This window comes from Nonomuraea sp. bgisy101 (assembly GCF_057708945.1).
On sequence record NZ_JBYITD010000036.1, the window covers coordinates 75,813 to 100,937 of the forward strand.

28 protein-coding genes and 5 pseudogenes are annotated in these 25,125 nt (G+C 67.4%); 13 read left to right on the forward strand and 20 right to left on the reverse strand.

Features of this window, described 5'->3' with window-relative positions:
- Positions 1 to 274 precede the first annotated feature (274 nt).
- The 3 genes from AC3EO4_RS45115 to AC3EO4_RS45125 are packed head-to-tail and all read right to left on the reverse strand — an operon-like array spanning position 275 to position 3,372.
- Complete coding sequence (locus tag AC3EO4_RS45115) at positions 275 to 1,588, reverse strand: M20 family metallo-hydrolase (RefSeq protein ID WP_431901989.1); 1,314 nt, start codon at positions 1,586 to 1,588, stop codon at positions 275 to 277.
- Positions 1,578 to 2,363 (reverse strand): DUF4436 family protein, encoded by a 786-nt coding sequence (locus AC3EO4_RS45120; protein WP_431902027.1) that lies wholly within the window; start codon positions 2,361 to 2,363, stop codon positions 1,578 to 1,580. Before AC3EO4_RS45120 ends, AC3EO4_RS45115 begins: the two co-directional genes overlap by 11 nt.
- Positions 2,364 to 2,412: 49 nt before the next feature.
- Entirely contained in the window at positions 2,413 to 3,372 is a 960-nt protein-coding gene (locus tag AC3EO4_RS45125) for an agmatine deiminase family protein (RefSeq protein WP_431901990.1), read from the reverse strand.
- Between AC3EO4_RS45125 and AC3EO4_RS45130 the strand changes: the two genes are divergently transcribed.
- Positions 3,362 to 3,532 carry a hypothetical protein gene (locus tag AC3EO4_RS45130; protein ID WP_379572295.1) on the forward strand — a complete coding sequence of 57 codons (171 nt, stop codon included), beginning with the start codon at positions 3,362 to 3,364 and terminating at the stop codon, positions 3,530 to 3,532. The two genes, AC3EO4_RS45125 and AC3EO4_RS45130, sit on opposite strands and share 11 nt — an antisense overlap.
- Positions 3,533 to 3,708: 176 nt before the next feature.
- Here AC3EO4_RS45130 and AC3EO4_RS45135 read toward each other — a convergent pair whose 3' ends face one another.
- From AC3EO4_RS45135 to AC3EO4_RS45150, 4 genes are all read right to left on the reverse strand, one after another.
- Positions 3,709 to 4,089, reverse strand: coding sequence for a hypothetical protein (locus tag AC3EO4_RS45135; RefSeq protein ID WP_379572294.1), 381 nt, complete (start codon positions 4,087 to 4,089; stop codon positions 3,709 to 3,711).
- A 22-nt stretch (positions 4,090 to 4,111) separates the two neighbouring features.
- Positions 4,112 to 4,621 carry a helix-turn-helix domain-containing protein gene (locus tag AC3EO4_RS45140; RefSeq protein WP_431901993.1) on the reverse strand — a complete coding sequence of 170 codons (510 nt, stop codon included), beginning with the start codon at positions 4,619 to 4,621 and terminating at the stop codon, positions 4,112 to 4,114.
- A gap of 244 nt (positions 4,622 to 4,865) precedes the next feature.
- Complete coding sequence (locus AC3EO4_RS45145) at positions 4,866 to 5,222, reverse strand: hypothetical protein (RefSeq protein ID WP_379572293.1); 357 nt, start codon at positions 5,220 to 5,222, stop codon at positions 4,866 to 4,868.
- A gap of 369 nt (positions 5,223 to 5,591) precedes the next feature.
- Positions 5,592 to 5,921 carry a hypothetical protein gene (locus AC3EO4_RS45150; protein WP_431901996.1) on the reverse strand — a complete coding sequence of 110 codons (330 nt, stop codon included), beginning with the start codon at positions 5,919 to 5,921 and terminating at the stop codon, positions 5,592 to 5,594.
- Positions 5,922 to 6,382: 461 nt separating this feature from the next.
- Here AC3EO4_RS45150 and AC3EO4_RS45155 point away from each other — a divergent pair, with 461 nt between their 5' ends.
- Complete coding sequence (locus AC3EO4_RS45155) at positions 6,383 to 6,925, forward strand: CGNR zinc finger domain-containing protein (protein ID WP_431901998.1); 543 nt, start codon at positions 6,383 to 6,385, stop codon at positions 6,923 to 6,925.
- Positions 6,926 to 7,305: 380 nt separating this feature from the next.
- Here the strand turns inward: AC3EO4_RS45155 and AC3EO4_RS45160 are convergent, their stop codons facing one another.
- Both AC3EO4_RS45160 and AC3EO4_RS45165 read right to left on the reverse strand, forming a co-directional pair.
- Positions 7,306 to 8,013 carry a sulfite exporter TauE/SafE family protein gene (locus AC3EO4_RS45160; RefSeq protein ID WP_379570251.1) on the reverse strand — a complete coding sequence of 236 codons (708 nt, stop codon included), beginning with the start codon at positions 8,011 to 8,013 and terminating at the stop codon, positions 7,306 to 7,308.
- Positions 8,014 to 8,051: 38 nt separating this feature from the next.
- The gene (locus AC3EO4_RS45165; RefSeq protein ID WP_379570249.1) at positions 8,052 to 8,321 is read right to left on the reverse strand and encodes a YciI family protein; all 270 of its coding nucleotides are present in this window, start codon (positions 8,319 to 8,321) and stop codon (positions 8,052 to 8,054) included.
- Positions 8,322 to 8,380: 59 nt separating this feature from the next.
- Here AC3EO4_RS45165 and AC3EO4_RS45170 point away from each other — a divergent pair, with 59 nt between their 5' ends.
- Positions 8,381 to 9,046 carry a Crp/Fnr family transcriptional regulator gene (locus AC3EO4_RS45170; RefSeq protein ID WP_379570247.1) on the forward strand — a complete coding sequence of 222 codons (666 nt, stop codon included), beginning with the start codon at positions 8,381 to 8,383 and terminating at the stop codon, positions 9,044 to 9,046.
- A 109-nt stretch (positions 9,047 to 9,155) separates the two neighbouring features.
- Here AC3EO4_RS45170 and AC3EO4_RS45175 read toward each other — a convergent pair.
- Positions 9,156 to 9,386: pseudogene (locus AC3EO4_RS45175) on the reverse strand (integrase core domain-containing protein); the annotation flags it as partial.
- 205 nt (positions 9,387 to 9,591) lie between these two features.
- Here AC3EO4_RS45175 and AC3EO4_RS45180 point away from each other — a divergent pair.
- The 3 genes and pseudogenes from AC3EO4_RS45180 to AC3EO4_RS45190 form a co-directional block, all read left to right on the forward strand.
- Entirely contained in the window at positions 9,592 to 9,954 is a 363-nt protein-coding gene (locus AC3EO4_RS45180; RefSeq protein WP_379570245.1) for a hypothetical protein, read from the forward strand.
- On the forward strand, positions 9,903 to 10,313 hold the full coding sequence (locus AC3EO4_RS45185) for an IS3 family transposase (RefSeq protein WP_431902029.1): 411 nt from the start codon (positions 9,903 to 9,905) through the stop codon (positions 10,311 to 10,313). The genes AC3EO4_RS45180 and AC3EO4_RS45185 overlap by 52 nt, the downstream gene beginning before the upstream one ends.
- Positions 10,314 to 10,331: 18 nt before the next feature.
- A pseudogene (locus AC3EO4_RS45190) lies at positions 10,332 to 10,599 on the forward strand (hypothetical protein); the annotation flags it as partial.
- Between the two features lie 243 nt (positions 10,600 to 10,842).
- Here the strand turns inward: AC3EO4_RS45190 and AC3EO4_RS45195 are convergent.
- From AC3EO4_RS45195 to AC3EO4_RS45205, 3 genes are all read right to left on the reverse strand, one after another.
- Positions 10,843 to 11,844, reverse strand: a complete 1,002-nt coding sequence (locus AC3EO4_RS45195; RefSeq protein ID WP_431902001.1) for an alpha/beta fold hydrolase — start codon at positions 11,842 to 11,844, stop codon at positions 10,843 to 10,845.
- A gap of 38 nt (positions 11,845 to 11,882) precedes the next feature.
- Complete coding sequence (locus AC3EO4_RS45200) at positions 11,883 to 12,143, reverse strand: AbrB/MazE/SpoVT family DNA-binding domain-containing protein (protein ID WP_379570241.1); 261 nt, start codon at positions 12,141 to 12,143, stop codon at positions 11,883 to 11,885.
- A gap of 975 nt (positions 12,144 to 13,118) precedes the next feature.
- The gene (locus tag AC3EO4_RS45205) at positions 13,119 to 13,526 is read right to left on the reverse strand and encodes an ester cyclase (protein ID WP_431902003.1); all 408 of its coding nucleotides are present in this window, start codon (positions 13,524 to 13,526) and stop codon (positions 13,119 to 13,121) included.
- A gap of 493 nt (positions 13,527 to 14,019) precedes the next feature.
- Between AC3EO4_RS45205 and AC3EO4_RS45210 the strand changes: the two genes are divergently transcribed.
- The 3 genes and pseudogenes from AC3EO4_RS45210 to AC3EO4_RS45220 form a co-directional block, all read left to right on the forward strand.
- On the forward strand, positions 14,020 to 15,363 hold the full coding sequence (locus tag AC3EO4_RS45210) for a glucose/sorbosone family PQQ-dependent dehydrogenase (protein ID WP_431902006.1): 1,344 nt from the start codon (positions 14,020 to 14,022) through the stop codon (positions 15,361 to 15,363).
- 58 nt (positions 15,364 to 15,421) lie between these two features.
- Positions 15,422 to 15,583 carry a hypothetical protein gene (locus tag AC3EO4_RS45215; RefSeq protein WP_431902008.1) on the forward strand — a complete coding sequence of 54 codons (162 nt, stop codon included), beginning with the start codon at positions 15,422 to 15,424 and terminating at the stop codon, positions 15,581 to 15,583.
- Between the two features lie 550 nt (positions 15,584 to 16,133).
- Positions 16,134 to 16,677: pseudogene (locus tag AC3EO4_RS45220) on the forward strand (transposase); the annotation flags it as partial.
- Here AC3EO4_RS45220 and AC3EO4_RS45225 read toward each other — a convergent pair.
- The 6 genes and pseudogenes from AC3EO4_RS45225 to AC3EO4_RS45250 form a co-directional block, all read right to left on the reverse strand.
- Positions 16,640 to 16,918, reverse strand: a complete 279-nt coding sequence (locus AC3EO4_RS45225; protein ID WP_431902031.1) for a Tn3 family transposase — start codon at positions 16,916 to 16,918, stop codon at positions 16,640 to 16,642. The pseudogene AC3EO4_RS45220 and the gene AC3EO4_RS45225 sit on opposite strands and share 38 nt — an antisense overlap.
- Positions 16,839 to 17,081, reverse strand: a pseudogene (locus tag AC3EO4_RS45230) (Tn3 family transposase); the annotation flags it as partial. The gene AC3EO4_RS45225 and the pseudogene AC3EO4_RS45230, both read right to left, overlap by 80 nt.
- 110 nt (positions 17,082 to 17,191) lie before the next feature.
- Positions 17,192 to 17,545 carry a hypothetical protein gene (locus tag AC3EO4_RS45235; RefSeq protein WP_431902011.1) on the reverse strand — a complete coding sequence of 118 codons (354 nt, stop codon included), beginning with the start codon at positions 17,543 to 17,545 and terminating at the stop codon, positions 17,192 to 17,194.
- 21 nt (positions 17,546 to 17,566) lie between these two features.
- A complete protein-coding gene (locus tag AC3EO4_RS45240) occupies positions 17,567 to 18,310 on the reverse strand; it encodes a hypothetical protein (protein WP_431902013.1) in 744 nt (247 codons plus the stop codon).
- Positions 18,311 to 18,411: 101 nt separating this feature from the next.
- The gene (locus tag AC3EO4_RS45245) at positions 18,412 to 18,783 is read right to left on the reverse strand and encodes a tyrosine-type recombinase/integrase (protein ID WP_431902016.1); all 372 of its coding nucleotides are present in this window, start codon (positions 18,781 to 18,783) and stop codon (positions 18,412 to 18,414) included.
- Between the two features lie 344 nt (positions 18,784 to 19,127).
- Positions 19,128 to 19,346 (reverse strand): annotated as a pseudogene (locus tag AC3EO4_RS45250) (site-specific integrase); the annotation flags it as partial.
- 313 nt (positions 19,347 to 19,659) lie between these two features.
- On the opposite strand from AC3EO4_RS45250, the gene AC3EO4_RS45255 reads away from it, so the two are divergent.
- On the forward strand, positions 19,660 to 20,220 hold the full coding sequence (locus AC3EO4_RS45255) for an RNA polymerase sigma factor (protein ID WP_379580806.1): 561 nt from the start codon (positions 19,660 to 19,662) through the stop codon (positions 20,218 to 20,220).
- Positions 20,217 to 21,263: a CU044_5270 family protein gene (locus tag AC3EO4_RS45260; protein WP_379580805.1), complete on the forward strand. Its 1,047-nt coding sequence runs from the start codon at positions 20,217 to 20,219 to the stop codon at positions 21,261 to 21,263. The genes AC3EO4_RS45255 and AC3EO4_RS45260 overlap by 4 nt, the downstream gene beginning before the upstream one ends.
- A gap of 257 nt (positions 21,264 to 21,520) precedes the next feature.
- On the opposite strand, the gene AC3EO4_RS45265 is transcribed toward AC3EO4_RS45260, so the two are convergent.
- On the reverse strand, positions 21,521 to 22,696 hold the full coding sequence (locus AC3EO4_RS45265; RefSeq protein ID WP_431902034.1) for a Tn3 family transposase: 1,176 nt from the start codon (positions 22,694 to 22,696) through the stop codon (positions 21,521 to 21,523).
- A gap of 5 nt (positions 22,697 to 22,701) precedes the next feature.
- On the opposite strand from AC3EO4_RS45265, the gene AC3EO4_RS45270 reads away from it, so the two are divergent.
- Both AC3EO4_RS45270 and AC3EO4_RS45275 read left to right on the forward strand, forming a co-directional pair.
- Positions 22,702 to 22,827 carry a hypothetical protein gene (locus AC3EO4_RS45270; RefSeq protein ID WP_379580804.1) on the forward strand — a complete coding sequence of 42 codons (126 nt, stop codon included), beginning with the start codon at positions 22,702 to 22,704 and terminating at the stop codon, positions 22,825 to 22,827.
- Between the two features lie 69 nt (positions 22,828 to 22,896).
- A partial coding sequence (locus tag AC3EO4_RS45275; protein ID WP_431902019.1) for a WD40 repeat domain-containing protein occupies positions 22,897 to 25,125 on the forward strand: 2,229 nt, incomplete at its 3' end.

Below are 25,125 nucleotides of genomic sequence, written 5' to 3' on the forward strand. Positions count from 1 at the left end.
CTCGAAGGCGGCCGCAGCGCGCAGTTCGCCCCAGGTGGTTCTGTTGATGAGTAGCTCCTGCTCCTCCTGCAGTTCGAGGAGGAGCAGGAGTTCGAGCTCTGTCCGCTGTCTATGGGCTGTGCGTTTCTGCGGCCCGGCCGGTTCGATTATCTGCTGCCGATGGGGACCCCGGACGCAGCCGCGCGCACGGCGATCTGGAGCGTTACGGACGGGCGTGGCGACGTCGACCTGGACATGCCGGCTGCCGCGAGCGAGCCGTTCACGCCCGCCGACATCACCAGCCACGCGCGCCTCTGACCGTCCCCTCTCGTGCCGGTACGGGCGGCCCCGCCGTATCGGCACGCCACCGAGGAGAGTCATAACCCCTGGCGAGGAGGAGAGACGGAACTGCCGGTACTTCGGTGCGGAGGCGTTCAAGCATGTCGGTGTCGCTGGTGCACTCGCATTCGTTGTGTGAGATGCCGTCGCGGCTGGGGACGAACAGCATCACCGTGGGAGTGACGTCCTTGAGGTTCGTCGAATCGTGGCCCACGACAGTCAGGATGCGATGGCTGGCCAGGCCCAGGTCCACGCACACCTCCTCCGCAGGCTCGATGCCGTCGCCCGCGTAATCGTTGCGGTCCCAGTGATGCGTACGGTCGAGCGTGATGGACACCCCGTGGGCACGTTCGAAGCCGGCGGAGGCCTGCCTGAGGAGCCGCTCCCCCGTTTCCAGCGCGTCGGGATCGGGGCTGCGCAGGTCGAGATTGCGGATGACCTGCCTGGCCACGACCACGGGCGAGTTCGGCTGGACGTTGAGCTTCGATACGGTCGTGTGCAAGGCCGGCTCGTCCGCCAGTTCCCTGGCTCTCACGATGACCAGGGCTGCGCCCAGGAGGGCGTCCCTCCGGTCGGCCATGGGTGTGGGTCCTGTGTGCGCCTGCTCCCCGTCCACGGTGACGAGGAACTTTCGTGCCCCCCACGTGCCGGTCATCACTCCGATGCGGGCGCCGGCGGCCTCGAGTTCCTTTCCCTGCTCGATGTGGATCTCGGCGTACCCAGCCAGCGGCAGATCGGGCGGCGTGCCGATGGAGCCGATGCGCGTCAGCGCCTCGCGTACGCTGATTCCGCGATCGTCCTCGACGCTGTAGGCATTCTCCAGCGGTAGCTTGCCGGTGAACACGGAGCTTCCCATCATGCTCGGTGTGAACCGGCTCCCCTCCTCGTTGAACCAGTTCACCACGGCGAGGTTGTACCGAGGCGTGATCTGCCCGCTGCGTGCCAGCCGGGCCACAGCGTCCGCGGCGTGAGCGGACGCGGCGACCCCGTACGCGCCGTCGAACCGGCCCGCCGTCGGCGGGCTGTCCAGATGCGACCCGGTGAGGATGTACGGCGCGCCAGGAACCAGCTCGACGAGCCCGAATTGGTTCCCGATCTCGTCTACCCGCACGTCGAACCCGCGGGATGTCAACCAGCCGCCAAGCCACGACCGTTGCATGGCGTCTGGGAGGGTCGCCGCCTCCCGGTCGACGCCGCCACTCGGCATCGCGCCGATCGACGACAGGTAGGCGAAGTCGCGCAGGAACTCATGCTGCCGCTCACCAATCACGACGGAGCTCCATCGTGCTGCAGTGCAGGCTGCCGCCGTTCTTGGTGATCTCACCGTACGCCACGGGCACGACCTCGGCGTTGTGCCTCGCCATCCAACCCAGGGCCGGCCAGACCAGGCCGCGCCGGCGGGAGATGAGGAACCAGGTGGCGGTGACCACCGCGCTGGCCAGTGCCCACATGGCGGCCATCAAGAAGATCGCGAACAGCAGCACGCTGGTCGTCCGCTCGACGGTCACGTCGAAGTAGGCCATGCCGCCGCTCTGCTCAGCCGTGACGAGCTGGGTGAACAGGGGGTCGCTGCCGGTGAGGGTCATGTTGACCGGTACGGCGGCGCCGTCCATCTGGGCGACGACCTCGATCTCGGTCCCGTAGGCGTCGAACGGGTAGTCGGCGACCGTCCTGCCACCCAGTGTCACCGGCACGTCCACGCTGGAGATGCGGGCGTGGGCGGGCAGGCGCAGGTCGCCGCGAACGGATGCAGAGGTGAGCAGGGTCAGGTCGGAGGCTGGGGCCAGGCCGCCGGCCTCGCCACGGTCGCCGCGCGGTACGACGAGCAGGCGCAGGGTGAGTTCCCTGGCCGTCAGGTCCACGCGTTGGATCGAGGCACTGATGTCGATGCGGTCCCTGGCGGTGTTGATGGCGGCGTGGCTGACGCCGAGGGTTCGGCGCTCGTCGATCTGGAGCCAAACACCCCGACGATCGCCGCGACAACGGCCACGACGGCCGCCACCACCAGTACGCGCCGGTTCATGGCATCCCTTCCCCCGTCCCAGCGTGGTCTGCCCCGTGCGGGCGGCGGCTCAACGGGGCCGGAGCGGTTGTCTAGTTCCGCTTGGGCATCTGCTGGGTGGCGCAGTGGATGCCGCCGCCGCCTTCGCCGAAGGTGTCGACGGGCACCTGGACGACCTCGCGGCCGGGGTAGAGGTCGCGGATGATGGCGACGGCGTCCCTGTCGGCCTTCTTGTCGCCGAAACGGGGCAGGATGACCCCGTCGTTGACCACGTAGTAGTTCACGTAGGTGGCCAGGAAGCCCTCGCCCCGGCGGCCGATATCGACCGGTTCCGGCAGGTCGACCAGTTCGAGCCGCTTGCCGCGGGCGTCAACGGCCGAGTTCAGGACCTTGCGCGCCTGATCGTAGGCGGCGAGCCAGACGTCCTGGGCGGCGTCCTTGGGCGGGGTACTGACCACCACGACACCGGGCTCGGAGAAGCGGGCCAGCGCGTCGATGTGGTAGTCGGTGATGTCCTTGCCCTTGACGCCCTTCACCCAGATGAAGGTGGTCGCGCCGACGGTCTCCGTCAGCACAGCCTCGATGTCGGCCTTGGTCTTGCCCGGGTTGCGGTTGTCGTTGATCAGCGAGCTCTCCGTCGCCATCAGCGTGCCCGCGCCATCCACCTCGATCGAGCCGCCCTCGCCGACGATCGGCGCCTGGATCCTGGTGACCTTCTCCATGGCCAGGATCTCCCGGGCGACGCCGGCGTCGCGGGTGTGTTCCTGCTTGTCGCCCCAGCCGTTGAAGTTGAAGTCGACTCCTGCGATGTTCTTGCCGCCGAGCACGAAGGTGGGGCCGGTGTCGCGCATCCACAGGTCGTCGACGGGGATCGGGACGACCTCGACCTGGGAGCCGCAGGCGCGCTGGGCGGCCTTGACGTCCTTGGGGTTGGCGAGCAGGACCACCGGCTCGAAGTCGGCGATCGCGCGGGCGATGCCGGCGATGTCTCGGCGTACCCCTGCGGTGTCGGGCTCCCAGATCAGCTGGGTCGGCCACGACATGAAGGTCATCTGGTGTGGATGCGTCTCTTCGGGCATCAGCCATCTGGCCGCCTTCGCGGCCGGTGCGTCCTTCATCGCGGCGGTCGTCGCCCCACTCCCGGCCGAGGACGAGTCGCAGGCGCTCAACGCGCCGCCGAAAGCCGCCAAGATCGCCGTTTGTAGTGTCTGACGTCGTGATATCCGCACAGCAGCCTCCTGACTGAAATTTTCGTTAGGAATGAGCCTAGCCCATCTGGACATCGAGGACAGCAGGAGCTGGGTGCAGGTGTGTTGATGTTCGTCCAGGACGCGCGCGTGTAGCGCTTCAAAACTCGTGCATGTGGTCTGAGCTGGCGTTTCATCGGGTCAGTCACGCGGCTCGGTGATACTCGTTGATCGCTCCGCTGAGCACCTTTCGGCGCTGAATCCGGCCTTCCAGTGGCACGACGACGTGGTTGTCTTCGTTGGGTGGGCGTTGCTGACGGGACTGGTGCGCTCGATGCTCGTTGTAGTGCTCGGCGTACTCGTCCGGTGACGTTCGCCGTAGATCAGCATCTGGCCGGTGCACTCGGCTCGCACGGTACGCACCCAGCGTTCGGCATAGCAATTGGCTCGCGGCATCCGCGGCGGAGTCTTAAGCACCACGACACCCTCGCCGGCGAAGATCTCATCGAAGACGGCGGTGAACTTGGCATCCCGGTCACGGATGAGGAACCGGAACGAGCCGGCCCTCTGCCCGAGGTTCATGAGCAGATTGTTGGATGGGTGGTCACACCCAGGACGTGCACGCGCCGCGTCTCCACCCCATCACGAACAACACGTACAGACGTTTCAAGAAGACCGTGTCGACGTGGAAGAAATCGCAGGCCAACAACCCTTTCGCCCGCAGGCGCAGGAACCTCCTCCAGGAGGCGTCCAAGCTTCGGGAAGCCGGGCCGGATCGGCGCGAGCGCAGGATCCGTCTCACCGTCGCTTCACCGACATGGAACCCCAGGCGAACCAGCTCACCGTGTACCCGCCGATACCCCCACCTCGGGTTCTCGCGTGCCAGACGGACGACGAGATCCCGGACCTCGTTACTCGTTCCAGGACGGCCAGGGCGCTGGGGATACGTCCACCAGCGTTTGATCAAACGACGATGCCAAGCCAGGAAGGTGCCCGGGGTGACCAGGCGAGGTGCTCGCAGCACCGTCGGCAGGAAGCGGGCCAAGGCCGCCAGGACCGCCCGATCGGCCCAGTCCGGCTTCGGCCGGACGACCTGACGCTTCAACACGGCCATCCCCGACGCCCGCGCGCCCCTCACCCCACGCCGAGCCCCCACCCCCGACGTCGCCCACCGCGGCGCCGAACTCGCCCGCCGCCTCACCCGCCAGCCGAACGCCTGACCAGCCGAACGGACACCCCATGACCAGCATCCGCGACCTCGTCGCCGCAACCCGTCTGCCTCCTGTCGCCCTGATTGAGCGACAGGAAGACATCATCACCTTCGCTAGCTCGGAGGGCGAACGATCGGAATCCGAGCGCTATGCGTCTTGCACCGACCCCCAACCGTTGTTCCAGAAGTTGTCCCAATCAGCCTTGACGACGATCTTGTACCGGTGGGTCAGCCCCCTGATGGTCTTCACGCATGGCTTGGTCGTCTGGTCGCAGGAGAAGGACCCGACCGACACATTGTTGATCGTGTCCCACACAGTGCCCTTAACGTCGCCCGCCAGCTTGGCGATGATGTAACCATGGGTGGCCGGGACGGACCCGCTCGTGCAGGTGGCGTCGCCGTTGAGCCAGCAGGTGGAACTCCCGGCGCTGGCCGGAGTCGCGGAGGCAGTTACCAGCGCCACCGCGATGGCGGCAGAGGCGGCCGCGAAGTGCCTGATCTTCATCGGATCTCCTCACGAGAAGTCGGCCAGTGGTGGCCGAACGGAGTGATCATCAGGCTAGGGATCGGCTGTTGGGTTTCGGTTGGCTGACCGTTGGGCCGACGCCAGCGCGGAAGACGGCGTTGCCGGTGGCTGGGCGGCTGCGCGGCGGCTCACTGACGCGCCCTCGACGACCGCGCAGTTGGAGCTGGCGGTGCGCAACTTCGGCGACTGGCTCACCCAGTACCACCCTGACATCACCTCCTGGACCCGTGGCCCGCGACCACTGCCTGGAGTGGATCTCCTACCTCGCGGAGACTCCGTCGTCGGCCACGGGCATACCGCTGGGCGTGATCTCCCCCCACGCCGGATCCTCTCGCGCAAGACGGACGATCACGTCCCGGGTCTCCGGCTCGTCCTCGGCCGTCCGCCACGATGCGGGTAGATCCATGCGCGTCGGAGCAGGCGACGATGCCACGCCGGCAACGTCGCCGGAGTGACCAGCCGATGAGCGCGCAGCACCGCCGGCAGCGACCGGGCCAACGCCGCGAGAACGGCCCGATCAGCCCAGTCCGGCTTCGGGCGCCCAACCTGACGCCCCAACACCGCCACCTCATGCCGCAACACCATGATCTCCACGTCCTTCGACGCCTGGCGACGGCCCAGCAACATCAGCCAGCCGAACACCCGGACCGTGAGCAGATAGAGCAGGCGAAGAGGCACACGACGTGATCTTGTCGGCGCGGGGAGGCTGGGTCAAACCGCAGCTCGATGCGGTAGCGAAGGTGTTTTGACGCGCTACAGGCCGCTTATAACGCCGAAGCCCATGACGAGCTCTTGCACACGGCTACCACCCGGCCTACTGATCACACCTGTGGCGTCGCCATCACAATCCGCTACTGACAGAGCATGTCGTCAGCGCGGTCATCCTCCTGACGCCCAACACACTGGCAAAGCCGCATACGGCCGAGATCGTGCTTCTCACAGTGACTGCCGTTCCGATCTTCTCTGCGGAACTGATCTGCCCATGATCGTTCGTCTTACCTTTGCGGGAAGTACCGCCCTGCCCCTGCTCGCCGCCCCTGCGGCGGCCGCCGCGCCCGCCTCGGCTGAACGCAATCCCGCCGAGGCCAGTTTCGTCCCCCAGCCCAAACGGTGGGTGGTGGAGCGATGTCGAACGGCACGTGCAGCGCGCCGTCCTTCTGGTCAACGAACTGGCCATCGACCGGGCACACGGGCGGCGGGTCACGCCGCCCACCGCGGGACCGGACCGCCGGGCGGCGATCCAGGAGGCGCTCGCGGCGGCCGGACTGCCACGGAGCGAGCCGCTCACCCCCGCCGGCGCCGACGCGCTCGCGGCCGTCGCAGCCCAGCTGCGACCCGCCTTCGGCGCGGGGGAACGCGCCGAGTCCATGATCGAAGGTCTCAATCAGCTGCTGGTACGGCATGCGGCCGTCCCCAACCTGCACGGCCATCCGGACGGGCCCCCCGTCCTGGCCTTCCATCGCGCGGATGCGAGCCTGATCGACGCCTGGACCGCGGACGCGGGCACCGCCCTGGCCATGGTGATCGGCGTCGGTCAGAGAGCGAGACTCCGGTCCTGCGAGGCCGCGAGCGGGCCTTCCTCGACACCACGCGCAACGCTTCCGCTGGTTCTGCGGCCTGTCGTGCCAGAACCGCGCAAGGCGAGCGCCTACCGCCGGCGCCGCGTGGCGAAGACCGACTGAGACGCGACTGTCCCAACAGCGTGGTGAATCTTGCACAACGCCATCCCACTGGACACCGCCGCGACACCTCGGACCTCGCGATCCGGGATGATATGGGCGGCGTCCACAGTGCGCCGGCAGAACAGGACGATCTCGGCACCGGCCGGGACGGTCAGCTCGTCGGGCTTGGCGCTGGCGGCGCGGACGGAGAGGCCAGTGGAATGGAGGCTTTGATGATCGCCTGACCGACCTTGCCGCGGCCGCCGGTGATGAGGGTGGTCATGGTTACTCCTGTTGCATTCATCAGGGCTTGTTGCCGCCATTTCCTGGCGGTGGATCCTTCGGTCGCCGGGCCCAGCGTTCTCCAATCTGCGCCGACCCCCATCTCAGCCAGACACCCCTCAACTCTTCATCGCAGTGACGATCGCGGTGGCAGCACTGGCGAACAGCAGGATGGCCACGAAACCTTCGCCGCAACGAGGGGCCAGTAGTCCAGCTACTCGCTCGCCGAGCTGACGGCCAACGAAGGCGAACGGCCAGCCGATGCCGGCACTGATCAGGGACTCCGTATTCACGGACCCGGCAGCGTTGAGCAGGGCCAGGCTGACGAGCCCGCTGGCGAAGAACACCCACGCGAGAGTCGCTCGCAGTCGAGGCCCGGAAATGCCTTGTATCTGCATGGCGATCACCAGCGGAGGCCCGTTCGTTCCTGTGCTCGTCGACAGGATTCCTGCACAGGCACCGCCGAGCAGATCGAGGAGACCTCCATGACTGCTGACCCTGATGCCCTTGATCATTGTCACCGTCAGGCAGAGGACCACGACCCCGATCACCCCCTGCATGACCCGGTCACTCAGCACCGATAGCAACCACACACCGACTGGCGCAACTGCCGCGGCAGCCCCCACCATCCGGACAGCGACATCGCGGCAAGCCACCCGGCGGTGACGTAGCGACGACCAGGCGTTGATCGGCAGGGCGATCAAGCACAGAGCCACCACCGACTCCTTGGGGCCCGCGACCACCGCGAGCAAGGGCGCAGCGACCAGTGCGAACCCAAACCCTGTGACCCCCTGAGCGAAAGCCGCCACCACGACAATCACCGGCATTGCCAGAAGACCTGCGGATATCACCAGATCAGTTCTTTTCAACCATGTTCAGGCTTCAGAATGGGGCACCACACGCGCAGCGAGACCACGTCGACGCCCGACGTGGAGTAGTACGGGTCCTCGGCCATGATCCGATCCACCCGCGCACGGTCGACGGTGAATACCAACAACGCTCCCGAGTCGTCCTCCCACGGGCCGGCCAGAAGCAGAGCGCCCTGCTCGTGCAGGGCGCGCAACCGTTCCCGGTGAGCGGGCCGCGCCGCCAGACGCGCGCGGTCGTTGGTAAAGGACAGTTCTACGCAGATCACGGAGGGAACGGTACGGACTCCTCGCCCGCGCCGCTGTATCGCGAGATACTCTCCCAGATGTGGACAAGGGGAAACTGGCGGCGGTACCTCTGTTCTCAATGCTCGAGGATGCGCGCCTCGACTGGCTCGCCGAGCAGTGCCCGCCGCGGGAAATCCCCGCGGGCGCCACTGTCGCGCATTTCGGTGACCCGGCTCAGCATCTGGTCATTCTTGAGCGGGGGACCCTGTCTGCCACTTACGACACCGGCGACGGCTCAAGGGTTCGATTCGCGACGGTGACAGGGCCCTGCGTGATCGACAAAGCCTCGGTGCTGGACGGCGGAGCGCACACGGCCACCTGGACCGCCTCGGCCGCCTGCCGGGTTCGCTTCCTGCCAGCAAGCCTCCTTCGAGGTCTCATCGACGAAGTGCCGACGCTACGCGACCACGTACTGCGCCATCTGTCGGGGCAGGTGAACCGTGACCGGCGGGCCCATGTCCGCCGCGCCGCGCCGCAGCCGGTCGTCCAGATCGCAGGCTGGGTCGCCGAGTCCATGCGCGAACAAGGGAGCCGGATCACGCTGCCAGGGGCGCAACAAGGACTCGGCGAGGAGATCGGTCTGTCGCGGGTCACGGTTAACCGCGCTCTGCGAGTCCTCGCCGAGGCAGGCGCCATCCGTATCGAGCCCGGCATCATCGTGGTGCTAGATCCCAGACGACTCACCGCCATGTCCGGTAGAAGCTGAACCTCCCGCTGCAGGAATCTGGTGCTGCACAGCAGCCCCAGCTATCGCAGTTCCTGTGCTGCTTCAAAATCCATCATGCAGGGCTTGAGCTGGGATTTCTCCGAAGCGGCTACGCGGCTCGGTGATACTCGTTGATCAGCCCGCCGAGCACCTTCCGGCGTTCGATCCATCCTTCCAGCGGCATCACGGTCTGCTCGTCGTGATCGGGTGGCTGCTGCGCGCGGGACTGGCGCGGCCGATGGCCGTTGAAGTGATCGGCATACTCGGCCAGCACCGACCGCAGGTGCCGTTCGTTGTAGATCAGCATGCGGTCGGTGCACTCGGCCCGTACGGTGCGTACCCACCGCTCGGCCTAGCAGTTGGCCCGCGGCGTGCGCGGCGGGGTCTTCACCACCGTCTGATTTGAAGGACGAGAAGAGGCCCCACCTACCAAGGTCTTCTGGCCCCACCCCATGGGCGCGGGTATGTGTTCGGCGAGTTTTGGCCCCACCCCTCCAGCAGCCGTGAGACTCTCGAGATGCGCGTGACGTTGCGGGGTTCGGGTGATGCCGAAGACCAAGGTGGAGCTGTATGCGGCGATCCGGCGGGATGCTCGGATGGAGCACCTGTCGGTCCGAGCTCTCGCGCTCAAGTACAAGGTGCACCGCAGAACGGTCCGGGACGCACTGAAGTCGGCTTGGTCGACGCCGCGCAAGAAGATGGCGCCGCGAAAGTCGGTGCTGGACTCGTTCAAGACCGCTATCGATCAGATGCTGCGGGCCGACCTTGACGCTCCCCGCAAACAGCGGCACACCTCCAAGCGAATCTTCGATCGGCCTCCGATGAGATCTATGGGGCGCCGCGCATCCATGTTGATCTGCGGGAGATCGACGGTGTCCGGGTGGGCCGCAAGCGGGTGGCCCGGCTGATGCGCGCCGCCGGGCTGGCCGGGGTGAGCAGGCGCAAGGGCTGTCGCACCACCGTCTCCGACCGGCAGGTTGCGGCTGCCTCCGACCTGGTTCAGCGTCAGTTCACCACGGCCGAGCCGAACCGCGTCTGGACCGCCGACATCACGTACGTGCCGACCTGGCAGGGCTTCGTCTACCTGGCGGTGGTGCTGGATGTGTTCTCCAGGCGGATCGTGGGCTGGGCGATGGCCGATCACATGCGCACCGAGCTGGTGACCGACGCGCTGGCGATGGCGATCCATCAGCGCCGGCCAGACGCTGGGGTGATCCATCACAGCGATAGGGGCAGTTCACCTTCGCGTCGGGGCTTGGACCGGTAGATCGTGCTGCGTGACGCGGACCTGTCCCTGGTCGGTATCGACTCCACCACCGCCCGGGCCCATCACGACGCTGCCGGGATGCGCCTGGACCAGGACGGCCTCGCCGCTCTGGCGAAGGCGGCCGAGCAGGAGAAGACCAGGTCAAAGGGGGCGGCCTCGGCGAACCGGCCGGGACACCGAAGACGATCCCGAGAGGGAAGAGCGGCGGCACATCCGGCGCCGGCGGAAACTCCGGCTGAAGGCCGTCCTCATCGGACGCTCCAGGGGCGGGCAGACCAGCAAGGTCCAGTCGACAGATCAGAACGGCCTGCGCCGGCACTTCACGAAGGTCCTCGGCACCACGCCCTCCGCCTACCGCCGCGCCTTCCGGAGTGCCGGCGACACGGAGTGACCGATGCGTGCTCGGCCAGAGCGGCGGCAAGAACCTCGGCGCTCGCCCCGCCTCCAGTCTCGCTGGAGGGCGCCGAGTCCGCGGCAGCCCCCATCCACCTGTGCGAGCGCAGCCTGATCGTGGAGGCAAGAGCGAGCTCTATCTCATGGGATGAGATTGTTTCAAGGACGGCAGGGTGTCGGCGAAATCGGTCACGGCAGCGATGAACTCCCGGGGCTTGTCGTCGTGGATGACATGCTTGGCGTCGATTCGGCGATAGACGGTCTGAGGGGCGAGCTCGCGTACCCGGCCAGCATCGTCATCGTCCATGGCACCGACGAGTCCGTACCTGTCGTACCGGTTCCAATTGGCGTGCAGCAGCAGGACGGGGGCGGTCGTCGTCCGTAGGGCGGCCTCGTGCGAGAGGCTGCCGTAGAAGCGGCCGTCGACGAACGCCCTGGCGAAGTCGGGGTCGAACATCGATGCGGCCCGGATCAGCTCGTTCAGGGACCGTGGTAACCACCGAACGCCGAGACTGGCCGGGCGGCCGGGGTGCTGCCGTTGGTAACGGGTCACCAGGCGGTCGAGGAAGTCGACGAATCGATCCGGCATCCGGATGGTCTTGGACTCGGCTACAGGGATTTCCTGGCGATAGATGTCGGCCAGACGCTGATGATCGAGATCACCAAGCACCTGTACGTAGTGGGCGAGACTGTTGTAGACCCAGCGGTCCCGGTCGCGGAAGCGCGGCATCTCGGCCGAGAAGATCGGCGGGTCCTCCAGTACGATCGCTGCGACCTGTTCAGGGACGTGGGAGGCACACCACAGGGCGAGGATGCCGCCGGAGGAGTTCCCGCTGACAATCGCGGGTCTGCCGACGACCTGCCGCACGAAGCGCGCCACGTCCGTGCCCGCGGAGTCCCATGAATAGTCCCCGGGCGTCCAGGAGGAGTTCCCGTGCCCTCGGACATCGATGGCGTACACCGTGAACCGTCGCGCGAGCTTCGGCATGACCTGGCGGTAACTGCTCCACAAGCTCATCTGGCCAGGGATGAGGAGGACGGGCACGCCTGCTTCGGGACCGCGGACGCAATTGATGAGGACGCCGTCGAACTCGGCGAACTCCTGGCGGAAGCCGGCCCTGGCCAGCTCGGGTGGCAACGGTTCACGCTGCCCCTCGAACGGGTTTCGGTAGCCGGTCACTGGTCCGTCTCCTGGCCGGGATCGGTGTGCGCCTCTTCCTGCACGGCGAGGACACCTGTTGCGAAGTTCCGGAACCTCTCGTTGTCGACCAGCGCGATGCCCTGTTTGCGGTCCACGAGCACGAGCAGGGTGTCGCCCGGCTGGAGGCCGAGCAGGTCCCGCGCATCCTTCGGAATGACGATTTGCCCCTTCTCGCCGATCTTCACGGTCCCCACGATGTACCGGCCGTCCGGCCCCTCGATCATCTTCCCTGCCATGCGCCCCACCCTCCGGTGAGCCAAGTACGACTTTTCTTACTTATCCAACTTTACGCACATATGCCCCCCGCTGCGACCGCACGCCTGGAGCAAGAACGCCGCACGGTTCAGCCCTGCGGGTGCCGATTAATCATCCGACTAGGTCAAGCCGCGTGTCGGTACTCCTTCAGTACACCTCCGAGCCGATCACGTCGGCGGAGATCCAACAAGGCAATCGAGGCCGAGTCGATGCCGGGATCAACGAGTGGTCGAACCGGAGCAGCCTGTCAGAGCCCGATGAGGCCGGTGTTCGCTGCCAGCACGGCGTCGAAAGCCGCGGTGAACTTGGCATCTCGGTCACGGATGAGGAGTCTCGCTGCGGTGCTCGCGTCCTGCAGGTCAATGACGAGGCTACGGCCGGAGCTGGATGACCCACTCCCCCGTCGGGTGCGCAGCGACACCGAGGATCCGCACCCGGCGGATGGCGTGCTCGATGACCGCCAAGACGTACAGTCGCGCCCCCATCAGCGTGCGGACCTCGAAGAAGTCGCAGGCCAGCAGCGCATCGGCCTGACTGCGTAAGAAATCGGACCAGGTGGTGTGCTCCCCGTTCTGGAGAGGGGCCGATGCCGTGGGCTTTGAGGATCTCCCAGACCGTGGAGGCGGCGACCTTGATGCCGAGCGCGGCCAGTTCGCCGTGGATCCGCCGGTAGCCCCACGAGGAGTTCTCCCGAACCGGCAGCAGCACCAGGACGCGGATGGATCGGACGGTGCGTGGGTGTCCCCACCGCCGATGAGCACTGGCTGCGGCGTGCCGGCGCCGCAGCAGATCACGATGCCGGGGCAGGATCGTGTCAGGTCGGATCAACAACGTGAGGCGCCGCAGCGTGCCGGAGGACAGTCATCGTGGCGGCCATCTGGGACACCGGCCGCACCGTCAACCAGGTCTCCCTCTCTGGCGCGTCTGACGAACCTGCTGTGAGGCGGTGCTCTCCGTTACCCCGCGGGGACTCCGAGCTGGTGCAAGACGGTGAGCATGTCGTAGTAGTCCCGCTCCCGATAGATCTTGCCGTCACGCACCTCGGCCACATTGCAGGAGCACACCTCGATCTTGCGACCCGTGGCAGGAATGTCGCGGAAGTCGGCCAGGTGCGTGCCGCGGAATGTGAGCTCCGTCACGACGATGCCGCCCTGCTCGTACCGGCCTCGCACGTCGAAGGACAGGTCGGGGAACGCGTTCGTGAACATCTCGGCAAGCTCGACGGCGACGTCTGCACCGCGCCGTTCGGCTCCGTCGCCGGTGATGCTGGTGTACTCGGGATGGCAGAGCTCCCGTAGCCGACTGAAGTCCCGCTTGCCGAAAGCGTCGAGCATCTCCTGCACCACCGTGGAGGCGCTTCCCATCGGACTCCCCCTTCTACGCAGTCGTGCGCGTCACCCGGGTCCTGTCAGCGGACGATTTGGTGTGAGGTCGACGGTCGACCTGGCCTCTCTTTTGAGGCTACTCCCCGGTGAAACAGAGCAACGGCATCTGCCACGCCGTCGAGTTCGGCATCAACCGGCTCAAACCCCATCGCGCTGGGCCACTCGCGATGACAAGCTCGCCGTGCGCTACGAAGCCGCGATCTCCGTCGTGGCGATCAACGAATGGCGCCAGGCCGCTCGCGGCGCCTTGCAACGCCGGCCCGCGACGTCGATCCGGCCGCCCGCGGCACGGCCGGCGTCTGCATATTCGTGCCAGAGCCGTTCTTCTTACAGTCCCGCCTCCTCAGGTGGAGGTCAGCCTTTAGATCATCAGCGTTTGGGGCTGGTGGCACGTGCGTTAAAGACACCCCAAAATCGCCCGCCATATCCGCTTATGCGTTGCTTTGTGGCCCGCTACGGGCACAAGTGCAGCATGGACGGAATACTGCAGGTCTTCGCCGCAGGGGCAACCGCGGCGGCAATTGTGGTCAGTCCAGTGCCGGGCTCCGGCGCTAGCCCCGGGCCCGAGCCGACGGTCGTCGCCGCAGGCTTGAAGGATCCGTATGAGCTGATCATGGGTCCCGATGGTCACCTGTGGTTCACGGAGAAGAGCGGACTGAAGGTTAACCGGGTCAAGCCGGACACCGGCACGGTGAGTACCGTGCTGGATCTGTCCGGCCAGGCGATCCACAGCCCGATGGGCAAAGACGGGGTGTTGGGCCTGGCCTTGCATCCTGACTTCGGTAAGGGAAAGGGCACTGACTACGTGTACCTGTCCTACACCTACAAGGGCCGGGACGAGAACAAGACCAAGCTCGCTCGTTACACCTGGGCCGACGGCAAGCTGGCCGACGCCCATGACATCCTCACCGAACTGCCGTCCAGCAACGATCACCAGTCTGCTCGCCTGCGTTATGGGCCGGACGGCATGCTGTACTACACGATCGGCGACCAGGGCAACAACTACGAAACTCATCACTGCCACCTCAATCACGCGCAGACACTGCCCACCGTCGACCAGGTCGCCAAACGGGATTGGGTGACCTACCAGGGCAAGGTGCTGCGGATCGCGCCCGACGGCTCGGTCCCGGGCGACAATCCCGTGATCAATGGGGTGCGCAGCCATGTCTACGCCTACGGCTTCCGTAATCCCGACGGGATGGCCTTCAAGGATGGCCAGCTGTTCGTGGCCGATCAGGGGCCGAGCACCGACGACGAAATCAACCAGGTAGAGGCCGGCAAGAACTACGGCTGGCCCGATATCGCCGGATACAAGGACGACCAGGCCTACGTCTACGGCGCCTGGGCCCAGGCGCCCGACTGCGCCAGCCTCCCCTACGACCCCAACAAGATCCCCTCGCAAGTGCCACAGACCAAGGAGAGCGCCTTCACCAAAGCCTTCCAGAAGCCGCTGTCGACCTATGGCACGACCGTCAAGACCGGCTACAACTTCGGCCTCACACCGACGTGCACCGACCCGAAGTCCGCCTACATGTGCTGGCCTACTTTGGCGCCGTCAAGCTTGGAAGTCGCAGGCGACGACTTGGTGATCACCATGCTCAAGGAAGGCATCGTCTACCGGGCATCCAGCGACGGCCAGATCAAGGACAAGCTATATCGAACCGTCAACCGCTACCGTGACACGGCCTTGAATCCTGACGGCAAGACCCTGTACATCGCCGTTGACTCCGCCGGGATCACGAGGGACCTGCGCGGAGCACCCACCACCAACCTGGCCAACACCGGAGCGATCTTGGCGGTGCCGTACAGCGGTTAATCCTCAACCGGCGCCGGGCTGCGACCGCAGAGGCATCCGCCGAAACAAGGAAGAGATCATGAACGAGCAGAACAAGCCCGCGCAGGCTCGCCGGCAACCGCCGCGCAGCCACGCGAAGAAGCCACGCAGCCATGGCGAGCAGACCACCTGGCACAAGCCTTCCTACCGCGTCATCGAGGCGTCCATGGAGATGTCGGCCTACTTCTTGGCCAACAGGTAAGCCTGCTGAGGACTCACATGCGCGTGCAGGTTCTCGGTAGAGAACGAGTTCTCCCATGCGCCGGAAATAGTGCGACGATCATGACCCGTGTCCTTTCCGGAGCGCGGGCCATCCCTTCGATCTGACCGGAAGGCGAACTTCGATGGCGAGGATCACCGATGCCCGCCCGCTGCACCACCGCCGCTGACACGTGCCCGCACACCAACCGCGCCCGCCTCGGCTACGACCGCGCCCACGTCCTGCTCGACAAGTACGCCGGACCCCACCCGCGCCAGCTGAGCCACAGTGAGGTGTGGACGACACGCAGAGGACGTGACCAGCCCGTGGGATTGGGTTCGAGCCCCTTCTCCCAGACCTCCTCGGGTTCGCGGTCGTCAGCGCGGAATGAACCGCCCCGACTTTGATGGAGAGCTCAGGGGTTGATTCCAACGGTCTCGTTGGGCTGGCGTTGAGCGTAGTAGAGGGCTTCGTACTCCTGCGGCGGGATGTTGCCGATCGAGGAGGGCGGATTCAACTGATCGTCGCAACACCTTGATCGCAGGAGGATGTTGTGGCGCAGGGAAGAGCACGTGAGGCGCTCAAGGCTGGGCGTCCGCCGCTTCAGTCACCGGGACGGCCGCCGGTCAACCGGCGAGAGGAGCGGCAGCGGTTCTGGCGTTTGATCGCCCAAGGGCTGCAGCGTGAGGAGGCGGCGGTCGCGTGCGGCGTGTCGATGCCGCTGGGACCACGGTGGTTTCGTGAAGGTGGCGGCATGCCACCGATTAGCCTTGATCCGTCCTCGGGCCGCGGCCTGTCGTTCGCCGAGCGTGAGGAGATCGCCATCTTGCGCGCGCAGAAAGTGCGGGGTGCGGGAGATCGCCCGCCGTCTGGGGCGGGCACCGTCGACGATCTCGCGGGAACTGCGGCGCAATGCGGCCACCCGCGGTGGCCGTCTGGACTATCGCGCCTCGGTCGCGCAGTGGCACGCCGACCGCCAAGCTCGTCGCCCCAAGCTGTGCAAGCTGGCCGTCAACGACGCGCTCCGGCAGTATGTGCAAAGCTGGCTCGCCGGTCAGGTCACCACTGCAGATGGCGGCGCCGTGCCTGGCCCGGACGTACGGTGGATCGGGCGTCGTCGGTGAGTAGGACAGTCGGGATGGGGATCACGAACCGCATCCCGTCGACTGCCGCGATCATGCCGCCGCCCCAGGCCTGGGCGAGAGGCAGCCTGGCCTGCCAGGCGACCAGCGGCGCGTCGGCCAGGCTGAGCGGTCTCGGGCCGGAAGTAGTTCTGGAAGACGTGCGACAAGCGTGAGCGCTCCAGGGCAGGCACGCCGGTCTTGGCGATCGGCCGATACCCGACGTTCATGGAGTGCGCGGCCAGGCATGCCGCGATCGAGGTTGGCAGGTCCTCCAGCCGGGACCGGCCGCCTGACACCGCGGTGAACGCCTCCACCATTTGTGGCTCCCAGGTCATCACTTCCAAGATGACCTCGGGTAGGTCCACCCGCGGCAGCATCGCCCGCCGTACGGTTGCGCAGGTCGACCAGCGACGGTGGCTCCTCGACGGCCTTCACGCCAGTCAGGTGGATCTTTCCTGCGTCGTCGATCCGCACCTCGGTGTTGGCGTCAAGCCGCCCGCTGACTTCCGATAGGCCGCGTCCAGGGCGCGCGTGTGGTCAGCCAGCAGCGCGTCCGGATCGTCTGGGTGAGCACGTCCACTCGGACCGCCTCCCACGCCTTGCCCTCCAACAGCCTGGCCTGAGGATTGCGCCACCGGGTGGAGCGTGGGCGGGGTGGCCGAACACCAGACGCTTCCACGGGCCGCTCACCACGGCTGCCTCTATGAAGGCGGCCGGGGATCAGCGGCGCGGTCAGCCGGCTGCGATAGGCCAGCACATCCGGCAGCTTCTGCATCGCCGCCAGTACTACCACCCCTTCGGCGTTCGCGCCGAAGCAGATCGTCTTGGGCAACAGCTTCAAGAATCCCGACACCGTGGCGTATCAGCCGACCAGTTCACTACGCCAGTCCTCGGGATCTTCCGCGTCGGCGGGCAGCACGTTCTCACTCACCAACACCAGCGCGGCCCGCAGTTCCGCCCGTGAGACCACCGCCTCGATCGCCTCCCAGACCTCCGCGACCCGCGGCTCCTCCTCCGGGCCGCCCCAGGAGTCGGAGTCGAACAACGCCTCCACCGCCACCGCCAGGCGGGCCGAGGCCTTGGCCAGTTTCGGGTGCTTGCGGATCTTCTCCTTGTCCGCGGCCGTCTGCGCCTTGTTCAAGAGCTCGGTCGTCATCAGCAGATCCAGCAGTTCCAGGGTGTCGTCGATCGACTTCGCCTCCAGGAAGGCGACCGTGGCAAGCAGCGTCGCCAACCGGCGGCCGTCGCGGTGGCGGCGAATCTGCGAGGCATCCGCGCTCATCCCGTACTTGGCCAGCTCCGCCAACCGACGCGGCGGCACCAAGCGATCGGCGCCCAGCTCGCCCATGCCCAGCCCCATGACCTCCGCGACCTGGTCCAGCGCTTTGATCAGCGTCGGTCCGGACCCGCGCGGGACCGGTCCCTTGCGCCAGCGCTCCAGGTCCGAGATGCGCGATCCCGGCGGCACCTCCAACAGCTGGTCCAGCACGTAGCGCTGCCCCACCGTCAACAACCCCTCCAGCACGCCCCACAATCGTCGGGTCGTCTCATCACGCACCCGTGCCAGCGTCGTCACCCCAGGCAGTAGCACGTCGCGTTCCCGCACCCATCTCACCGCATCGGTGAAGATCGCGGAGGATTCATCGAACCCATCTCTGACCTGCGCTGATGACGCAAGAGGGTGCGACGGCCCTGAGCGGTTTGTCGTCAGTGGATCGTTTGGTCGCGACGTCGGCGGGCGGCGCGGATCTCGGCGTCGGCGACCTTGTCGTCCAGCAGTGCGTAAAGCTGGGTGGTCTCGGTGGAGGCGTGGCCGAGGCGGCGGCGAACGGCCTCGATGGACACCCCGGCGTTGATGAGCTCGGTGGCGTGGGCGTGCCGCAGTTGATGGATGTCGATCTCGACGCGTGCGGCGGTGCAGTAGTTCCGCCGGCGGTGGTGAGCGGCGTCGTAGGACAGCGGTCCGCCGCGGCCGTTGATACCGGCGCGGAACAGTGGCCCGGCGGTGTAGCCGGCGCGGGCCAGGTAAAGCTTGAGCAGGGTGACGTAGCCGCGGTCGTCCAACAGGACGGTGCGCACGCTGCCGCCTTGGCGTGGATACGGACGTGTTCGTCGTCCAGGCGCAAGTCGAGGTCCTCCACGTACAGGCCGCACACTTCGAAGGCGCGGGCGCCGCAGACGTAGGCGGTCTCGAACAGCACCCGATCCCGCAGCCGGTCCAGCGACAGATCTTTGCGCGGCCGCCGCGAGCAGATCACGGCCATGACCTTGGCGACGTCGGTGGCCGACGCTGGGCGGGGCAGGTTCTTGGGCACCTTGACAGTGTCGATGCGGTCCATCGGGTTGGCGGCCAGGAGGTCGTGGCGGACGGCCCACTTGGCGAAGGAAGCGATGGCGGCGCGCTTGCGCTTGCGGCTGGCCGACGACAGGTCGGCGAGCTCGGCCAGGTAGGCGCGGACGGGCGCAGCGGTCAGCTCGCCGATCTCCTCGCCGTGGTGGGCGGCGAAGGCGATCAGGTCTCCGCGGTAGGCACGCCGGGTGTGGGCGGAGGCGCCGGCGTTGGCCAGGTCGGTGAGGAAGTCATCGAGGTGCCGGGCGAGCGGGTGGGCGCGGCCGAGTTGCTCGGCGATGACCAGATCCATCGTGTCGCCCTCCCTGATCCGCCGGGTTGCCAGATAACCGGGAAACGAAGCCTCCGAAGTGAGGGACGCTCGCCCAGCTCGCGCCAGGTCGGTGATCGCTATCTTGCCTGATAACGCTGATTATCTAAGAACTGGTCGAGCCCCGGGCCCCGATCACAACCCTGAGGGCGTTCCCGTCCTCGGGCACCTGCGTCAGCAGTGTCGGTGTCCGGTTGATGCGCTCCAGCTACACCAGCCCCGGCGACGGTATGGCGTCCGGACTGCAGGGTGAGTAGCGCAAAACTGCTCATTGCCAGCTGCCACATTCCGAAAGGTGCCGGACATTTACCAGGTGTCCGGCACCTTTCGGCAAGGAGACTCTGTGACACACCGAGATCGCTTCGAAGCGGTCTATGACGCGTACTACCCGGCGATACACCAGTACGCCGCCCGCCGCACCGGTTCGCCCGACGACACGGCCGACGTCATCTCCGAGACGTTCCTCACCGCCTGGCGGCGCATCGGGGATGTGCCCGAGGGTGAGGAGGCGCTGCTGTGGCTGTACGGGGTGGCCCGCCGCGTACTGGCCAACCAGCAGCGCGGCGATATGCGCAGAGCTGTGCTCACCGAGCGGCTGCGCGCGGAACTGGCCGCCGACCGGCCGGTCGGACCGGTCGATCTGGACCATGTTCGCGCCGCCTTCGACGGGTTACCCGAACGCGACCGCGAGGTCTTGGCGCTGGCCTGCTGGGAGGGCCTGACCAGCCAGCGGATCGCCAAAGTTATGGGATGTACGGCCATTGCCGCCCGGACCCGGCTGCATCGGGCGCGCAAACGGATGGCAGCGGCGCTGGAGCGGCAGGCGTCCTTGACAATCGCGATGGGGGAAGCATGAGCGACATCGACAACCTGGTGAGGGCCATCGACCCGGCACCACACGCGCCGGATCAGGGGCCCGGCGCGCGCGAACTGCGTGAGGCGATCATGGCGACCCAGGCGCGCCCAGGCCGGACGGCCCGGCGTCTGCCGTGGCGGGCCGGTGCCATCGGGCTCGCCGCGGCCGCGGTCGCGACGGCGGTCTTCCTTGGCCAGGCCACCCTCACCGCAGCGCCCTCTCCCACGGTCACACCCGGCGTCACCTCCCTGTCGGGCACGTCGATCTTGCTGGCTGCCGCTGCCAAGGCCGAAGCCGCCCCAGAAGGCGCCTACTGGCATCTCAAGCAGCTGTACGTGGGCTCGGCGGGACCGTACGGCCGGAACGGCAACACCTACCGTCTGGAAACCGCATACCTCTCGGAGACGTGGGTGGCCAAGGATGGCCGAGGCTGGATCGGCCGCAGGCAGCTGGCCGCACGTCCCCTGGATGTGGAGGCATGGCGCCGGGACGGCTCGCCGACCGAATGGGAGATGGGGAAGGACGGCGGCGTCTACTCCACCTCGCCAGGTCAGGGCACGCTCACCCGGCTCAAGGGGAAGCGGAAGCTCTACTGGAGTGCCATGCCCATGACCCTGAAGGAGATCGAGGCGCTGCCCGCCGACCCCGAAGCGCTGAAGAAGCGGGCCGCTGAGGCGATCCGTAGCGATCAGGATTTCGCCGGTTCGGTGGAGGACGGCCTGCCGCCCACCTTGGCATCACTCCTGTACGAACTGCCCGCCTCCCCACAGGTGCGTAGCACCGCCTACCAGGCGCTGGCGACGCTGCCCGCAGTGCGGGTCGAAGGCCGGACCACCGACCCGCAGGGGCGGCCGGGCGTCTCCGTGACCTTCCCGATCCAGCAGGGCCAATCCACCCAGGGCAGACTGATCATCGACCCCGACACCTCCAGGGTGCTGACCTTCGAACTCACCGGCGGCATGCCACAGGTGAAAGACCGGGTCAACAGGGTGCTGGAGTCCGGCTGGACCGACAGCCGGCCATCCCCGCCCTCCGCCGAGTGAAGGCCACCAGGCTGGCCGGCCGCGGCGCGAGCCCGCCGGCCGGCCCGGCTACATCCGCCCTCGGTGAGGGGATGTGAGCGGCAAGCGGTGATGAGGTGGAGCCGGATGTCCCTGTCCAACCGGAACCGGCCGTAGAGCTACACGCGGGGGCCAGAACAGAGGCTGAGCCTGCGGCGGTCTTCAGGGGTGAGCCCCCGCTCATACGGCCCCGCACGCCGACAGGCGGCCACGATCATGGTTCTTCCAGGGTTCGGGCATCAGGGGTTGATCAGGAAGGTGGTGCCTGACTCGTTCACCAGGGTTGGCCGCAGCGGTCGCCAGCCGTCGTCCAGTTTGCCGAGTTCGGCTTCGATGTCGACCTCGATGAAGCCGAAGAAGTCGATGTTCTCGCGGTGGCCGGGGGCGATGAACGACAGCAGTTCGTCGGGGACTTCGCGGACCTGGACGCGCAGTTCCTTGATTGCCATGCCGTAGTACTCGGTCGTCCACGTGATCACTGCGTTCGTCAGGATCGTAACGCACCATGCCTGCTCGGTCTGGTCTTGCAGGTGGGGCCGGACGATGGTGCCCTGCTGGGCGTAGTGCAAGTCCCGGCACAGCGCGTGCAGCGATTCGCCCTTGTTGAGCTGCCGGGAGATCTTGCGTCGATAGACCGGATCCGAAAGGTAGCGCGCGGCGTGGATGGTGCGGCGCATCCGCCTCCATTCCTTCAACGCCGCGGCCAGGGTGTTCTGCCGGGAGGCGGCCGACCACTTCCCGACGATGAGTGAGGCGGTGGCCTCCCCGAACTTCAGCGATCCGCCCACCCGCAGCAGGTCGGGGTAGCACTCGCAGATCAGGTCCTCGTTCCACCGGTCGGCCAGCAGCGGCCCGGCGTGCGGGTAGAGCGCGTTGGTCGCCGCCGGGGTGTCGACCCGCAGCATGGTGATCCTGCCCAGATCGCGCATCCTGGGGGTGAGGACCTTGCCGACCAGATCGAACAACCCGAAGTTGACCAGCGTGGCGCCGTGGGTATCGGTCGCGTGCTCGTGGATCGGCAGATCGGTGGCGTTGCCGAGCATCTCGTCCAGGGTGTAGTGGCCCTCGCGGGTGGTTGGCACGATCTGCTTTGTGCCGTACGTCGACCACTGGTCGGAGACATGGGTATAGGTCGACAGGACCCGGCCGCCGTGGATGGTCATGTCCCGGGCCGTCAGGCTCTTGCCGCGGACGGGGATGCACTGCCCGTCCGAGGAGCTCATGGTGCCGCCGCCGAACTTCTTGGCCAGCTCCAGCTTGTAGTGGTGGTTGACCAGGACCGTGTTCGCCTCGCGCAGCGTCTCCCGCACATACCACTCCTGGGTCCAGGCGAGGGTGTCATAGGACACCCCGCACGCTTCCGACATGCGGGTCAGGCCCAGGTTGGTGGCCCCGGCGATCAGGACGGCCAGGATTGGTCGTGGCCCTCGCGGGAGTCGTGGGCTGTGCGATCTGCCTCTTCCAGCGCAAGTGGCGGCAGGCTCCCCGTTTCGGCGCCCTCATCGTGGCCATGGTGATGCTGCTGACGATAGGCACGGGCTGGTGAAGACGCGCCCGTGACGGAACCCGATCTCCGTCCGGCGCGTTGGGCTCGGTGATGAACGAGATTCCTGGTTTGACGGAGTTGGTCGCGCGGCTCACCTCCGATGAGCACGGCTTCGTCGCCGTCCTCCCCGAATTGGACGGCGTCGAGGGGTTCGGCACTACCGCGCTGGCCGCCGCCGCCTGCCATATCCCGGAGGTGGCCGAGCATTTCGGCGACGGCATCGACTGGCTCACCGTCGGCGCGGCCCCGCCCCACGTCGTCGAGTCCCTCGTACGCGACCGGCTGGAGTCCTTCGGCGTCCCGTGGATAACGGCGGACGCCGAGCCCGATTTCGAGGAGCCCGGCACTGGCCTGCTCGTGCTCGACGGGGTGCGGACCGCCGAGCAGTTGCGCGCCTGCCTGAGCCTGACCTCGGACGTCACCGTGCTGGTGACCGCCAGGACCGCGGACATCCTGCCCGGACTGCCGTCGATCATCCGGCTCAAGGTCCCTGACGGAGGCTGGCCCCTGCTCGCCAGGCTGTCCGGATCGCTGGGGACATCGGTGGACGACGCGTTCGACCTCGCCGATCCGGCCGCCAGGGCCTACGCCGTACGGAAGGTCCTGGACGCCGGGCTACCGTCGCTCTCGCCGGGGGCGCTGCCGCGTCTGCTGGAGCTCGGTGCCTTCGCCGCGGACAGCGACATCCCTGCGAGCATCGTCCCCGCCGTGTGGGAGCGGACGGCGGGCCTGTCGAAGGGGGCGTCCGAGCGGCTGCTGGCCGAGCTGTGCGAGGCCGGGCTAGCGGATCACCGCCCCGACCGCGACCTGCTGCTCGTACCCGACGTGGTCCGTGACTACCTGCGCCAGGCATCGAGCGGGGAGGTCGTCTCCCGAACCGCCAAGGCGCTGATCGGCACCTTCACGGACGTCGAGGAGGCGATCGTCGAGGAGACGGTCAAGGACGAGGCCGTCATGTACTGCCTCGCCCACCTGCCCGACCACTACGTGGCGGCCGGGGAGGACTTGGCCGACCTGGTGACCCAGACGGGCTGGATCGCGTCCAAGCTCGCCTCCCTAGGCATCGCCGCCGTCGACCGTGACCTGGCCAGGGCAGGCGCTCCCGAGGCGAAACGGCTGCGCCGTACGCTGGCCAGGAACGCGCATCTGTTCACCCACGGCGACCGCGGCGCGCTCCTGCCCACCCTCGCGGCCCGCCTGTACGGCAACGCCGGCGAGCTGCGCGAGATGCTCCACGCTGCCGGCGAGCCGTGGCTGGACTGCCTGTGGGCGCCGCCTGACCTGCCCCATCCGGCGCTCGTCCGGACGATGCGGCTCAACGACGAGCGGGTGACCCAGGTGGCCATCAGCCCGGACTCCACCTGGATAGCCGGCGCGAGCTGGGAGGGCAAGGCCAGGATCTGGAACCTCGACGGCAGCCTGCGCGCGACCCTCAGCGGTCACGAGGACGCCGTCTCCTCGGTCGCGATCTCCGCCGACGGGACGTGGCTGGCCACCGCGAGCTGGGACCGGACGGTACGCACCTGGCTGGCCGACGGCACGCCGATCGCGGTCATGGAGGCGGCCCACGGCGAGGTGCAGCAGGTCGCGATCGCCCCCGACGGCACCTGGATCGCCGCGGTGACCGACGACGGCAGCCTGATGGCGTGGAGCGACACGGGCAACCCGCTGTGGCGCGTGCAGGCGCAGGCCGACGAGCACTCGAAGATCGCCATCGGCGCCGGCAGCGCGTGGGTGGCGCATCCCTGCGATGATGGCATCCGCGTCTGGAACAGGGACGGCACGCAGCGGTGCGCCATCCCGCTGTCAGAGGATCTGCAGGTCGCAGAGGTCGTGGCCCATCCGCTTCGAGACGCGATCGTGGCACTCCACATGGACTCCCGCGCGCGCTGCTGGAGTCCGGAGGGGGCGATGGAGGGCGTGGTGGAACCCGCTCTCGACGACTGTTCCGACATGGCGATGTCGTCCGACGGCCGGTGGCTCGCCTCGTCCGTCAACCGCCCCGAGGGATTCGTCACGGCCAGGATCGACCGGCCGCGAGAGGAGATGGGGTTCGTCGCCCGCCACGCCCTTGTGAACGACCTGGCCGTCAGCCGGGACAGCACGCTGCTGGTGACCGCGATCGAGCCCAGCATGATCCAGGTCTGGGACCCCGCACGATTCCCTGCCCGGGGCGAGGACCACCGTCGCACGATCGCCAACGCCGTGGCGGTGGCCAGGGACGGCACCTGGCTGGCCACCGCGGGCACCGGGTTGTCCTTCTGGGATTCGGCGGGCGGCCGTACGGCGACCGTGGCG